Raw genomic sequence first — 13,069 nt, 5'->3', positions numbered from 1 at the left:
GGCGACTTCGGGTTAAGGCTCTACGCTTTCTCCAGCGTGCATTGGAGGGGATGCTGATTCTCCCTGGCGAAATCCATCACTTGATTGACCTTGGTCTCGGCGACTTCATAGCTGAAGATCCCGCAGATGCCGACGCCGCGCTGATGAACGTGGAGCATGACGCGCGTCGCCTCCTCCATATCCATCTTGAAAAAGCGCTGAAGAACCAAAACAACGAATTCCATCGGCGTATAATCGTCGTTCAGCATCAGGACCTTATAGGGCGCAGGCTTTTTGGTACGCGTGCGCGTCCGGGTCGCTACCCCCAGATTGCTGCCGTCGTCGTCGCCCTTCCGATTCGCCATCCTGACGGGGCCAAAAGATATGTCGCTAATTTGATGCATGCGTCCCGCAAGATATGGCATGGATGCGCCGGAGAGCAAGGGGGCTCTGGCGTTTGGCATGCAAATTCTGCCGACAAAAAACGGCCGCGCTATTTGGCGCGGCCGTTCCTGTTTCAGCTTGACGGATGTCAGGCGGAAAGGTTCTTCACCTTCTCCGTTATCACCGCGACGCGAGTGGAAATCGGCTGAACCACATCGCCAGCAAGCTTCAGTACCGCTTCGCTGTTCTTCGATGCTTCGGATGCGAAGCTGTCGAATGCGCTCGAAAAGAATTCGCTCTGCAATTGGAAGAATTCGGTCGGCGACTTTACCGATGCAAAGTTCTTGATCGTGGCCGTTGCCTTCTCGAAGCTCTTGCGGCCGTACTCAGCAGCTTCCTGACCGAAAGCCTCGGCGCCCTTGACCGCAATCTTGCTCGATTCGACCAGCGCTTCGACATTGCCCTTGGTGATTTCGTTCACTTCTTCAACGATCTTGCCGCTCTTCTCGACAGTGGCCTTGGTCTTTTCGTTGAAATCACCGAAAATGGCCTGGAATTTTTCCTTGGCATCGGCGGCAACTTTCTTGGTGGTCTCAATAGCTTCGGTCATTATAGTTGTTCCTTCTTCTGCTGCTGCTGCCGGAATGAAGTCGACTATTGCCTCCGGCTCTTTCTTCTGGGGTTCGACGGCAGCTTCCGGGGTTGCCTTAACCCCTTCCGCTGCGGCCTCGACCGCCTTTGGTGCGGCTTTGACGGCTTCAATGACCGGCTCGGCTGCGGTGATCTCTTTGAGCGGCTCAGGCGCCGGCGGCGGCGCAACCACTTCCTTTGGCGCGGTTGGCGCGGGAAGGTCGGGCTTGCTGCTCGCGGCCTTCGGAGCCGGCTGTGGGATAGCTGCCTTTGTTTCCTGTGGTGCAGCCCTGGGCCTCTCCACGGCTTTCTTTTCCAGAGTGGTCTTCTTCGGTGGGGACTTTGGCGGTGTTTCGGCCATCGAAGCTTCCCTTTCATTCTTGCTGCAGTGCACAATAAGGGATTCGCTCGGCAATTGCAAGTCTTATTTTGTGCAACGCAACAGGCATAGATTTGGTGCCGGATTTGCCGGACTTACCGCGATTTCACGTAGCGCCCCGGGGCTTCTTCAATAGCCTCTAGTGCGCCTTTTCCGGGGATGCGGGCGTCAATTGCGGGCACTGCTTCATTGCCCATCGATTCGACCCAGTCAATCCAGTCCGGCCACCAGCTTCCGGGTGTTTCTTTCGCACATGCAACAAAATCGGCGAGCGAAGAAATCTTCTTCTCGCAGGTCCAATATTGATATTTTCCGGAGGTCGGGGGATTGACGACCCCTGCAATATGTCCCGATCCGGCAAGCACGAAACGCAGCGGCCCTGAAAAATGTTCCGTTATTTTCCAAACACTTTCGGGCGGCGCGATATGGTCTTCCCGGCCTGCCTGTACATAGCTTGGCGTTTTCACCTTACGCAGGTCGATTGGCGTACCATCCACTGAAAGGGCGCAGGGTTGAACCAGCTTGTTATCGCGATAGAGGTCGGCCAGATAAGCCAGATGCCATTTTGCGGGCAAATTCGTCGTGTCGCCGTTCCAATAGAGCAGATCGAAAGGCGGGTAGTCCTGCCCCAGGAGATAGTTGTTGACGACATAATTCCAGATGAGGTCGCGACCCCGCAACAGATTGAACGTGGCGGCCATGTAACGGCCGTCCAAATAGCCTTCTGAGGACAGCGCTTGGACCAGCTTCAATAGTTCATCGTCGATGAAAAGACCAAGATCTCCCGCCTTGGAAAAGTCCACCTGGGCCGTGAAGAATGTGGCGCTTTTTACCTTCGCTGCCTGCTTGCGCGCGGCAAGTAGGGCTAGCGTGGCCGCTAGCGTGGTTCCGGCGACACAATAGCCAATCGTATGGACACTTTCGACGTTCAATAACTCGCGTACCGTGTCGATCGCGTCGATCTGGCCGTTCACGATATAATCGTCCCAACTGACGTCTTTCATGCTCGCATCGGCCGACTTCCATGACACGACAAAGACCGTCAGGCCCTGGGCTACTGCCCAGCGGATGAAGCTTTTTTCCGGACTAAGATCCAGGATGTAGAAACGGTTGATCCAAGGCGGGAAGATGATGATCGGCGTCGTCAGTACTTCCTTCGTGACCGGCTCATATTGGATCAACTGGTAAAGCGGAGTTTCCTTGATGACTTTGCCGGGCGTCGCAGCAACGTTGCGGCCGACCTCGAACGCCGTTCCGTCGGTGTGACTCAATTGCCCCTTATCGAGATCGTTGAGCAGGTTCTTCAGGCCCCGCAACAGGTTTTCGCCATTGGTTTCGATGGTCTTTTCCAACACCAGCGGGTTGGTAAGGGCAAAGTTGCTGGGGCTCATCGCATCGATGAAGTTCCGTGTGACGAAGCGCAGTTGTTCCTTCTGTTTCGGCTGCACTTCTTCGACCGTCTCAACCAGCCGCATCATATAATCCGATGTCAGCAGATAGCTCTGACGAATCAGGTCGAAAATCGGGTCCTTCTGCCATTGCTGGGCGGAAAAGCGGCGATCCTTTATAAGCTGCGCTTCCGAAGGCGCTTTCCCGGCGCTGTCCAGGAAGCGTTGCCAGAGCGATGTTGCGTCGGACCAGAATTCGGCCTGTACCTTGCCTGCGACTTCAGCATCGATGGGTGGTCGAACTCCGGACGCTATCTTGTCGGTCTGGGCGTCGGCCTTGGCCATCAGCCTCGCATTATGTTCAAGGATAAGTTGCTGTGCCTGGCCGATCACTCTGGTCCAATGCTGCATCTGTTCCAATGTCGGGACGGCGTCCCCCAGCAAGCCGGCTTGATTCGATGGCTGCTTTGCATCGGCGTCGCTCATCTGGTCTCTCCTTTGCCTGCCAACTTCTTCGCTGGTATGGTCCTTTGAAGGGAGTATATATGCCGCTGCAGCGCGAACAAGCTTTTATATTGCGCTGCAATAAAAGATCTGAACGAGAAAGCAAAGGAATGTTCCGATAATGTCCGAAGAATTCTACCGCATCAAACGTCTGCCCCCTTATGTCATCGCCGAAGTCAATGCGATGCGGGCGGCGGCGCGAGCGGCGGGTGAGGACATTATCGATCTCGGCATGGGCAATCCGGACCTGCCTCCGCCTGATCATGTGATCGACAAACTGTGCGAAGTCGCCCGGAAACCCGACGCCCATGGCTATTCCGCCTCGAAAGGTATTCCAGGCCTGCGCCGCGCTCAGGCTGGCTATTATGCCCGCCGCTTCGGTGTCGAACTGGACCCTGAGACGGAGATTGTGGTGACGCTTGGGTCGAAAGAGGGGCTTGCCAATCTGGCGCAGGCCATCACCGCGCCTGGCGATGTCGTGTTGGCGCCCAATCCCAGCTATCCGATCCATACTTTCGGCTTCATTATTGCGGGCGCGACCATTCGGTCGGTCCCTACAACGCCGGATGAAAATTACTGGCGCTCGTTGGATCGGGCAATGGCGTTCACCGTGCCGCGGCCGTCAATCCTGGTCGTTGGCTATCCATCCAATCCGACCGCTGAAGTCGTGGACCTCGCCTTTTACGAAAGGCTGGTCGCATGGGCGAAGGAGAACCAGGTCTGGGTGCTATCCGACCTCGCTTATAGCGAGCTTTATTACGACGACTGCCCGACCCCCTCGATCCTGCAGGTGCCGGGAGCCAAGGATGTGGCCGTGGAATTCACCTCCATGTCGAAAACATTCAGCATGGCCGGTTGGCGCATGGGCTTTGCCGTTGGTAACAAGACGCTGATCGCGGCGCTTACACGCGTGAAAAGCTATCTTGATTATGGCGCGTTCACCCCCATTCAGGCAGCGGCGGTGGCGGCCATCAATGGTCCCCAGGACATCGTTGAAAAGAACCGGCAGCTCTACAAGAAGCGTCGCGACGTGCTGGTCGAAAGCTTCGGTCGCGCAGGATGGGAAATTCCGCCCTCCCGTGCGTCGATGTTCTGCTGGGCTCCGCTTCCTCCGGCGCTCGCGCATCTGGGCAGCCTGGAGTTCTCGAAACAGCTTCTCACGCATGCGGGCGTCGCTGTTGCTCCCGGCGTAGGCTATGGCGAGGACGGCGAAGGTTTCGTCCGGATTGCGATGGTCGAAAATGAGCAGCGCATTCGCCAGGCGGCGCGCAATGTGCGGCGCTACTTGCAGAGCATGGGGGTCAATACCCCCTCAGCAAGGGCGGAGTGACGCTCTCCATTTCGGATCGGATTGCCTGAACTTCACCCGGCTTTGGACAAATTGCCGGGTGACAGGCTCCAGCTTTTGGGACTGGGCTCAACCCTCATCGTTCATGATGGGGGCCGAAATTGGGGCAGCAGTCACAACATAGCTATAACGCTCGCCCTCTCTTGCCATATCATCGTGAGAGGGGGCGACCGGTCGTCCTCGTTCTCACCCTGATTTTGGGGGGGCTTTTCCTCGGCTATTATTTTGCGCTGCTCGCCCCCAATGCAGTGATGCCGCTGCTTCTTCCGGTAGCGGTGCTTGCCGGACTCGTCATCTGGGCGCTTCCGGACATGCGCTCTGCGCCGACAAGGTCGTTATCCTGGCTGCTCCTGGCCTTTCTGGTCGCGCTGCCGCTCTGGCCCAATTATCTCGCCTTGGCCTTGCCCGGCCTGCCCTGGATCACGGTGTTGAGGATCATCAGCGGGCCCATGATCCTGCTCTTGCTCATCTGCGTGTCGGTATCGGCGGAGTTCCGGCGGCAAACAACGCAGAGCATTTCCGCCAGCGCGCCCTTATCGAAGCTGCTGCTGTTTTTTATCCTGCTGCAGTCTGTTTCGCTCCTGCCCGCGCTCATTTTCGGAGGGGGGCTGGGAGAGTCGATCGAAGCGCTGATGCTCGCCCAGATCAACTGGACAGCGATATTCTTCCTCAGCGCTTATGTCTTCCTTTATCCTGGACGCTCGGACATGATGATCGCTCTGCTGCTGCTCGTGGCAGGCGCATTGTGCCTGATCGGGATACAGGAATGGCGCATCAGCGCTGTCCCCTGGGCCGGTCATATTCCCGGCTTCCTAAAGATCGAGGACCCCTTGGTCGAAAAGGTGCTAAGCGGTAGCGCCCGCGCGGCGACCGGTATTCACCGCGTGCAGGCGAGTTACACCACCAGCCTGGGCTTTGCCGAGTTTCTGGCCCTCATCACTCCCTTTGCTCTCCATATCGCGGTCCGCGGGCGGCAACTGGCCACGCGAATAGCCGCGGGGACGTTCATGCCGCTGCTCCTTTGGATCATCATTCTTACCGACTCGCGTTTGGGAGTAGTTGGCTTCTTCCTCTCCTGCTTCTTCTACCTCCTTATCTACGGCGTCATCCTGTGGCGTAGCAATCGGCGCAGCCTGATGGGCCCGGCGATAGTGCTTGCTTACCCGATGCTGTTCGCCGGTTTCCTTGTCTCAACCTTTCTCGTGCAAAGGCTTGCCCGCATGGTTTGGGGAGGTGGAGCGGCAAGCTACAGCACACAGGCCCGGATCGAACAATGGGATCGGGGCGTGCAACTGCTGATCGCTAATCCGCTAGGCTATGGCATTGGGCGGGGGGGAATAACGCTTGGCTATGTAAACCAGGCCGGGCAGGGCACCATCGATAGCTATTTCCTGCTGCTTCTGCTGGAATATGGCCCGGCAGGGTTTCTGATTTTCTTTGGAATGTTCGCCGTCGCTTTATGGAAGGGCGGCCAAACAATTTTCCGACGCAATCTGACCGGCGAACTGACTCTGTTAATCCCCCTGATGATTGCGATTGCCGATTGGATCATCGTTAAATCGATCTTTGCCCAGCCCGACAATCATCCGCTGATCTTCGCGATGCTGGGAATGACCACGGCCTTGATATGCCGTGCGGGCGAGGAAAGCGCGTTCAACCAATCCAGTCCGGCACGCCCCGCCGGCCAAGCAGCCCGTCCTTCCATCCCGAAAGGCCATAGCTGAACTGCCGCATCGCGCCTCGCCTTAAAAAACGCAGGCCCAGCAGGATCAGTGCGGCGGGCGCGGCCACGGGCAGATGAAACGGAAAGCAGTCCCGCGTGACCAGCATCTTGTTCCGTTCATCCAGATAGATGGGCAGGCGCGGGCGGTCCCGGATCGATTGACCCGACCCGGTGCTCGCACCTTGATTGTGGAGGACGCGCGCCTCGGGCGCAAAGCCCAGGCGCAACCCGCGCGATCGAGCGCGAAGGCACCATTCGATTTCCTCGCAATAGAGGAAATAATCTTCGCGCATCGCACCAGTCGCGTCGCGAAAGGCGCGGCTTACCAGCATGGATGCGCCGGTGATGTAGTTCATGGATGCTTCGACCGCCGCAGGAGAGATGGGCATTTCCAATCCGCGGCCATGACCTAGTGACACGGCCCGGGCGAGCCAAGAGCGCCACCGCCCGCCATCGGACTGGACAGTGCCATCGGGAAAATACTGCGTTCCCCCGACCGCTTGGCAGTCATCCTTGCCAAGACGCGCCACCAAGGCTGCTAACGCCTCCGGATCAGGCAAGGTATCTGGGTTGAGAATCCACCACGCGTCGGCATCCGCCGTCTCGCGCATCCCGATATTCACCCCGCCAGCATAGCCGACATTGCCCGGCGCCTGCACGACCCGCACGGTCTGTCCAGACGGAAGTCGCTGCCGTAGAGCCTGGGTTAGGTGCGTGAATGCCGCATCTCCGCCATTTTCGCATATGACTACCTCGAAATCGCGATAAGTCGACTCTGCGAGCGCAACGAGGCATGCCTGTATGTCGGGCAGGTTCCGAAATCCTACGATGGTTATCGCAACGTGCATCAGGATCGCTGCTCATGCAGGAAAAGTCGCCACGCGTTTACAAAGCGCCAGAGTCTTTGGCGCGCCAGCATGGAAAGCGCCGCGAAACGCTGAGCACTCCGCCGCAGCCTGGGCGTAGTCATGACCTTCACGCCATGCGGAATTATGGAAAGCGGCAGCGCAAAACTGCGTAACAGCCATTTAACGCGGCCATGTTTGCGGGTGGCGAGGAACCAGGCATAGGTCTCGCGGTCAATGCGGGCGAACTTGGTCCGCAACTCCGGCCAACTGCGCCTCGGGGGGTGATGCACCAGCGCGTCGGGGGCATAGCCGAGCTTCAGTCCCATCCCAGTCGCACGATGGCACCATTCCTTGTCCTCGGATATGTCGGATTGGAAGGGACCCACTCGATCGAAATCCGCTCTAAGGCAGAAAAGATTGGCGGTCACGGTAAAGCCCTTGGACTTCACATAATCCTCATTGTCGAATCCAAAGACGGTTTCGAACGCTTCGGCGGGATTCATCGGCCCGCCATGTTCCATGCGGACCTTCACCCTGCCACCCACGATATCGAAGCGGTCCAGCGCCTTCATGCCCTTTTCCAGCCACAGGCGATCAGGCAGGCAATCGCAGTCGGTGAAGGCAAGAATTTCACCGCGGGACTTGGCGACGCCGCCATTGCGTGCAGGGCCAGCGCCCTTTGTCTTTACGATGACAAGGGTAGCGCGGTGGGCGATGATCTGGTCGAGTGCCTTCTTCCCTTGGGGAGAATCATTGTCGGCTACAATGATCTCATATTCCTTGGGAGACAGACTTTGCTCCGCGAGCGCGGCGAGACAGAGTTTCAGCCGTAGCGGGTCATTATAATGCGGAACAATGACGCTGATACGCGGCGCGATCACCTGGCGCGTTCCCCGCGCCACTGCTGGAGTGTCGCTGCATCAGGATGGAAAAGCATGTTGGGGCATTCCTGCGCCAGCTTACGAAGAGCGGCAAGGTCCAGTTCCCACCAACAGCTTGCCTCAATGGCTTCGATCAGGTCAGGCGCGAAGCGGTCGCGCAGCTTTCGGGCCGGGTTGCCCGCAACCATCGCGTAGCGTTCGACATTGCGCGTGACGATGGCCCCCGCTCCGATGATCGCCCCGCGCCCGATAAACTTGCAGCCGGGAAGGATCATGGCGTTGTGCCCGATCCATACATCGTCTTCGATCACCAGCGGCTCGTCATAGAAGAGATCTTTGTCCACCACGCCGAATTTTTTCTCGTACAGGGCGGGGTGGGTGGTCAGCGCCGCGGCCGGGTGGTTGATAGGGGCCGACCGAACGCTATTCGCGATCGAGCAATAGCGGCCGACCTTGATCGGCCCGGGCATCCGCCATTGGTCAAAGCAGCCATAGGAATATAGGCCAACCTCCACCCGATGATGTTTCATGAACCAGGCCCGCAAGGGAGCGCTTGTGAATTGATCACGCCGCCAGAGGCGGATCTTCGCTTTTTCGATCAGCGAGGCGAAAAGGCCGGACATGGAAAAGGGTCCCTATTGGGCTTGGCTGTTACGGATGCGGAGTCGTGCGGATTGTGGGCGGGATGTCAACTTTGTTGTACCTTGCAGTTCGAATTTGGCCCGTCCCATTCCGAGCAAAATATTTCTATGGACGTCAACTTTCCCGGAATGCGCGGTAAAATTGGTCCGCCAGCGGCTTTGTCAAGAAGGAGAGGAGAGATCGGGAAGCGGTTTCGATATAGATTTCCGCCGGCATTCCTTGAACCAGTTGGACGTCCAATTGACCCATTTCTTTTTTGGGAATTGCCACGCGCGCCGAATAGAAGCGCTGGCCGGTACGGGGATCGTCCGTTGCTTCGGCGGATATAAAATCCAGCCTTCCGTGAAGGTCCGGCGTCGTCTGCCGGTTCAGGGCCGGAAAGATTATCCGCGCCTTTTGACCGGTGCGGAGCTGTTCCCGATGCGCTGGCGCAATTCTGACCTCTACGGCCAGCGCACCATCGGGCACGATCCGCAATATGGGCTGGGCTGCCGGGATGAAGCTGCCGATGGTGGTGTAGGCAAGCTGGTCGACAATACCGCTGGTCGAGGCGCGCACTGTAGTCCGGTCAAAGTTTTCGGAAGCACTGGCGGCGCGTCGTCGTTGCTCGCCAATCCGTTGTTCGGTTTCCGCCAGAAGGGCGGCGGCATCGGAACGGCGTTGCTGGACGAGCTGGACGGACTGCTGGCGGATTTCGGCCATGCGAGCGCGGGCTTGGGCAATGTCCGCCTCCAGCGCGGCGATGCTGCCGTTCAGACTGACGGCCGTCCGTTCCAGTTCGTTGAGGCGGTTGATCGTCACTAATTTGCGCTCCCACAGGCTGCGCACGCCCGCGCGTTCGGGTTCAATCAGTGCCTGCTGATGGCGGTAGGCGGTAATTTGCGCCTGATAGCTGACAATCTGTTGCTCCATCTGGCGCTGCCGTTCGCTCAATTGCGCTTGTTCCACCTTCAGTGCGTTACGCCGTAGAGCGAACAGGCTCTGTTCGCTGGCTCTCACAGTGGAAGGGGCAAGGCCGGGTGGAAAGGTGATCGCGGATAATCCATCACGTTCCGCAATGAGCCGGGCGCGCTGGGCGACAAGCTGATCGAGGCTGATTTCGTTTGCGCTCGCGTCTACCGCAGCCACATGGCTTTCGAACTGGACGAGGGCATCGCCCGCGCGCACCTGCTGCCCCTCCTTTACCAATATTGCCGCGATTACCCCGCCGGTTGGATGCGTCATGATTTTCACTTTTGAAGCGACCGCGACCTCCCCGCTGGCAACCACTGCCCCGCTGACGCGCACCAGGCTTGCTGACAGCAGCAACATGACGACCAATGCCGCAAGCACCGCCAGGGCGACATGCTGATATCGCCGCAGCGTCTCTTCAGCGTCGGCGCTTCCCATGGCTTTGGCACTTGGGAGGCCTTCTGCGCGTTTGGCGAACATGAGTGGCCGTCCCCTGTGCCGGACCCCATGTGGGGTGGATGGCAGGGCGATGCTCTGGCGCTTCGCCCTTGCGCCATGATAGGGGCGTAATGCGCGCGCGAGCAGTGAAGTTTGTTCCATTTCGGTCGAACCGATGCAATGGCGGGCGGGGCGAATGCTATAGGCCAGGAATATGAAGTTCGACGACAAGCTGCTGCGTCCCGAAGCGAATAATCTGACTCTTGTCCGCTTGGTGCTGGCATCGGCGGTGATCTATACTCACTGCTATTGGCTGATCAGCGGCCGGATGGGTGAGGACGATCTCAGCTTCCTGCTTGGCGAACCCGTCTCGGTTTACGCCGTTGACGGATTTTTCTTCCTGAGCGGATTTCTGGTTTATGGCAGTCTGCGCCGCAGCGGTGGGGTGATAGACTTCCTTCTTGCAAGACTGGTTCGCCTATGGCCTGCCTTGGCCTTGTCGGTCGGCTTGACCGTCGTTGGCGGCTATGTGGTAACCACCGATCCGTCCAATTATTTAAGCGGACAGACCTTCAGGTTCATAGCCAACAACCTCAGCTTCATTGCACCCGCTTATTATCTGACCGGCGTCAATTGCGGTGGAGAACCCTGCACGATCAATGGCAGCCTTTGGACATTGCCTTGGGAGGCGCGGTGTTATCTGCTGCTGGGACTATTGGCCTTTCTGGGACTGGCGCGGGAAAAGATGATGGTGCGCCTTGTCCTGCCCGCGACGTTGCTCGTGGCCCTCGGTTGGGATCTGGATGTAGTGCGGCAGGCCGCAGGCGGCATCATCGGCACCGACGCTTTATATTATCCCGACATGGTCGATCGGCTCTGGCCGCTCTTCGCTTTTGGCGCAGCCGCTTATATCTTCCGCGCAAGGATTAGGCTGTCCTGGTTGGCGCTCGGCATCCTGTTCATCCTCAACATCGTCGCGCATCAGGGAGAAATGGGCTTGCATGTGCGTGCGGTCTTTATCGGCTATGCGCTGCTTTGCTTCGGTTTTCTCACGGCCCAAAAGGGAGCAATTGCCGGGCGCTGGCATGATTATAGCTATGGCATGTATATCTATGCCTTCCCCGTCATGATGGCTCTTGGCAGCTGGCGAGACTGGGCCTCTCATCTTTGGCTGGCGGGAGCAACGGCGTTGCTGACCGTCCCGTTGGCGATTCTGTCCTGGCATGCGGCCGAACGTCCCGCCCTGGACTGGTTCCGCCGCTATCGTCGAAAGCGAGCCGCCAAAAGAGTGCCTGCGGGGTTGGCTGCCTGAAGATTGTCCTGTTTAAAGGACACCCTTCGTCCCGATCCCCTCGACCGCGTGCAAGGCAGGCGCTCGGGATAAACCGAAGGCTGAAGTGGAATTACATCAAAGTCCAAACCTTATCGGAACGCCCCGTCCGCTTGCCGGTTGTTTCTCCGACATTAACAGGAGATCCGAAATGGCCACCCACGCACGATATTCCCACTCATCTCATAGCGGCAATAGCCGTAGCGCTCTTGCGGGAGCTGGAATCGGTATCGGCCTGGCCTTGCTTGCTACCGTCGGACGAAAATTGGCGGTGCAGGCCCCGACCGCCCTTGCGGGCAACTGGGATGAAGCGCTCAAGATGGAGCACAAGGCCGCACTGGCCGTGTTCGACAAATTGGCGCTGACGAACGACGATGAACCTAAAAAGCGGGCTATGCTGCTCTACAAGCTGAAGCACATGCTGTCCCGGCATGCCTTCCAGGAGGAAAATGTAATCTATCCCGCGATGCGCGATGCCGGAATGAACTCAGAAGCGGACAGCCTGAACAGCGAGCACGGATATGTGAAGCAATATCTCTATGACTTAGCGGATATGGTTGAAAACAATTCTGAGTTCCAAGCCAAGTTGACCAATTTCCGAACGGATATCCAAAAGCACATGGCGGAGGAGGAAGAGCAGCTTTTCCCCCGGCTGCAAGGCATGCTCAGCGAAAGATCGAACAAGGATCTCGCGGCAAAAATGAATCGTGAGGGCCTGAAACTGGCTTGATTTGCGAGAATTGAATCAGCGGTCGACGGGAGCCGCCGCGACGGGAGATCTATCGGCGGTGAGAAGGTGTCGAGGTTCCAGCACAGCGGCCGTTTCGATGAGGTCGAGGGCGCGGCGGGCCTCGATATAGCGGCGCGCCTGATCCATCCATTTGGCTCCGGCGGCACGGCCAGGCATGCGGGTGACTTCGGCCAACGCCGCATCGACACGTGCCGCCTCGAGCAAATGCCGAGCGCGGGCCAAACGACGCGCGGGCAGAGGTGAAGGCGTCGCCGCGTGGCGGAATATGACAAGCTCGCCTACTTCCCGCTTCATGTCGGCCCACCAATTTTCGCTTTTGCCGTGACCGATCAGTTCGGGTGCGATTTCTTCGAGTTGTCCCTGAAGGTCTTGCAGAGTCACGGGCTCTCTAGCGGCATTGATGATCGTGGCGACGGCACGCGGTTGCGCCTCGCCAAAGCGCAGCCGAAGCTGACCTTCTATATAACCGAGCGCCGCGCCGGTATCGAGTGCGCGACGTGCTGCGAAAGCGATCAACAATCCTTCCGCCCGGGCCGCATTGCCGGAAGCCGCCTCGGCCTGGATATTGATGCGGGCAATGCGATCTTCCAGCTCCGACACTCTGGCTTTCAACTCTTGGCCGTGGCTGCCCTCGATCATGGAAGGCCGATTGTTTCTGTCCGATGTCGCGCTTGCCAATTCGTCGCGAGCGGGCCGATCCTGAGGGACCGACTCGTCCTGACCAGTCCAGCGGTCCCATCGGCTCATCACAAAGGCCATGGCGGTCAGTCCCCCGAGGAAGGCCAAAAGCAACAACACTGCCATGACTCGAAAGGAATAGCTTGCCGGCTTGGCACTTGCGCCCGTGTGATAGTCGCCGCCCATTTCTCGTTCGATTTCCCTCACAGAACCCG

Annotated in this window: 12 protein-coding genes; 4 read left to right on the top strand and 8 right to left on the bottom strand. The window is 58.3% G+C overall.

The window, feature by feature from the left end:
- Positions 1–20: 20 nt before the first annotated feature.
- The 3 genes from clpS to HNQ99_RS08350 all read right to left on the bottom strand — a co-directional run bounded on the left by clpS (position 21) and on the right by HNQ99_RS08350 (position 3,246).
- On the bottom strand, positions 21–344 hold the full coding sequence (gene clpS / locus HNQ99_RS08360) for an ATP-dependent Clp protease adapter ClpS (protein WP_246414802.1): 324 nt from the start codon (positions 342–344) through the stop codon (positions 21–23).
- Positions 345–511: 167 nt separating this feature from the next.
- Complete coding sequence (locus HNQ99_RS08355; RefSeq protein WP_184475178.1) at positions 512–1,354, bottom strand: phasin family protein; 843 nt, start codon at positions 1,352–1,354, stop codon at positions 512–514.
- A 113-nt stretch (positions 1,355–1,467) separates the two neighbouring features.
- Positions 1,468–3,246 (bottom strand): PHA/PHB synthase family protein, encoded by a 1,779-nt coding sequence (locus tag HNQ99_RS08350; protein ID WP_184475177.1) that lies wholly within the window; start codon positions 3,244–3,246, stop codon positions 1,468–1,470.
- Positions 3,247–3,385: 139 nt separating this feature from the next.
- On the opposite strand from HNQ99_RS08350, the gene HNQ99_RS08345 reads away from it, so the two are divergent.
- Together HNQ99_RS08345 and HNQ99_RS08340 are read left to right on the top strand one after the other, a co-directional pair.
- Positions 3,386–4,594: an LL-diaminopimelate aminotransferase gene (locus tag HNQ99_RS08345; RefSeq protein WP_184475176.1), complete on the top strand. Its 1,209-nt coding sequence runs from the start codon at positions 3,386–3,388 to the stop codon at positions 4,592–4,594.
- Between the two features lie 119 nt (positions 4,595–4,713).
- Positions 4,714–6,336, top strand: coding sequence for an O-antigen ligase family protein (locus HNQ99_RS08340; RefSeq protein WP_184475175.1), 1,623 nt, complete (start codon positions 4,714–4,716; stop codon positions 6,334–6,336).
- On the opposite strand, the gene HNQ99_RS08335 is transcribed toward HNQ99_RS08340, so the two are convergent.
- The 4 genes from HNQ99_RS08335 to HNQ99_RS08320 form a co-directional block, all read right to left on the bottom strand.
- The gene (locus HNQ99_RS08335) at positions 6,266–7,183 is read right to left on the bottom strand and encodes a glycosyltransferase family 2 protein (RefSeq protein ID WP_184475174.1); all 918 of its coding nucleotides are present in this window, start codon (positions 7,181–7,183) and stop codon (positions 6,266–6,268) included. The genes HNQ99_RS08340 and HNQ99_RS08335 overlap by 71 nt on opposite strands.
- The gene (locus tag HNQ99_RS08330) at positions 7,183–8,064 is read right to left on the bottom strand and encodes a glycosyltransferase (protein WP_322790342.1); all 882 of its coding nucleotides are present in this window, start codon (positions 8,062–8,064) and stop codon (positions 7,183–7,185) included. The genes HNQ99_RS08335 and HNQ99_RS08330 overlap by 1 nt, the downstream gene beginning before the upstream one ends.
- Positions 8,061–8,687: a CatB-related O-acetyltransferase gene (locus HNQ99_RS16955; protein WP_184475173.1), complete on the bottom strand. Its 627-nt coding sequence runs from the start codon at positions 8,685–8,687 to the stop codon at positions 8,061–8,063. Before HNQ99_RS16955 ends, HNQ99_RS08330 begins: the two co-directional genes overlap by 4 nt.
- A gap of 133 nt (positions 8,688–8,820) precedes the next feature.
- Positions 8,821–10,326, bottom strand: a complete 1,506-nt coding sequence (locus HNQ99_RS08320) for an HlyD family type I secretion periplasmic adaptor subunit (RefSeq protein ID WP_184475172.1) — start codon at positions 10,324–10,326, stop codon at positions 8,821–8,823.
- Between HNQ99_RS08320 and HNQ99_RS08315 the strand changes: the two genes are divergently transcribed.
- Together HNQ99_RS08315 and HNQ99_RS08310 are read left to right on the top strand one after the other, a co-directional pair.
- On the top strand, positions 10,310–11,407 hold the full coding sequence (locus HNQ99_RS08315) for an acyltransferase family protein (protein ID WP_184475171.1): 1,098 nt from the start codon (positions 10,310–10,312) through the stop codon (positions 11,405–11,407). The genes HNQ99_RS08320 and HNQ99_RS08315 overlap by 17 nt on opposite strands.
- A 169-nt stretch (positions 11,408–11,576) precedes the next feature.
- Complete coding sequence (locus tag HNQ99_RS08310) at positions 11,577–12,155, top strand: hemerythrin domain-containing protein (protein ID WP_184475170.1); 579 nt, start codon at positions 11,577–11,579, stop codon at positions 12,153–12,155.
- A 15-nt stretch (positions 12,156–12,170) separates the two neighbouring features.
- On the opposite strand, the gene HNQ99_RS08305 is transcribed toward HNQ99_RS08310, so the two are convergent.
- Positions 12,171–13,061 carry a hypothetical protein gene (locus HNQ99_RS08305; RefSeq protein ID WP_184475169.1) on the bottom strand — a complete coding sequence of 297 codons (891 nt, stop codon included), beginning with the start codon at positions 13,059–13,061 and terminating at the stop codon, positions 12,171–12,173.
- Positions 13,062–13,069 lie beyond the last annotated feature (8 nt).

The organism is Rhizorhapis suberifaciens, assembly GCF_014200045.1.
Taxonomy (GTDB): Bacteria; Pseudomonadota; Alphaproteobacteria; order Sphingomonadales; family Sphingomonadaceae; genus Rhizorhapis; species Rhizorhapis suberifaciens.
The sequence above is the reverse complement of the archived record's forward strand: the minus strand, read 5'-3'. Positions and strand labels throughout refer to the sequence as shown.

Coding starts and splice junctions, on each gene's coding strand:
- HNQ99_RS08355 (WP_184475178.1), bottom strand. CDS start 1,354: ATGGCCGAAACACCGCCAAAGTCCCCACCGAAGAAGACCACTCTGGAA.
- HNQ99_RS08335 (WP_184475174.1), bottom strand. CDS start 7,183: ATGCACGTTGCGATAACCATCGTAGGATTTCGGAACCTGCCCGACATA.
- HNQ99_RS08350 (WP_184475177.1), bottom strand. CDS start 3,246: ATGAGCGACGCCGATGCAAAGCAGCCATCGAATCAAGCCGGCTTGCTG.
- clpS (WP_246414802.1), bottom strand. CDS start 344: ATGGCGAATCGGAAGGGCGACGACGACGGCAGCAATCTGGGGGTAGCG.
- HNQ99_RS08345 (WP_184475176.1), top strand. CDS start 3,386: ATGTCCGAAGAATTCTACCGCATCAAACGTCTGCCCCCTTATGTCATC.
- HNQ99_RS08315 (WP_184475171.1), top strand. CDS start 10,310: ATGAAGTTCGACGACAAGCTGCTGCGTCCCGAAGCGAATAATCTGACT.
- HNQ99_RS08310 (WP_184475170.1), top strand. CDS start 11,577: ATGGCCACCCACGCACGATATTCCCACTCATCTCATAGCGGCAATAGC.
- HNQ99_RS16955 (WP_184475173.1), bottom strand. CDS start 8,687: ATGTCCGGCCTTTTCGCCTCGCTGATCGAAAAAGCGAAGATCCGCCTC.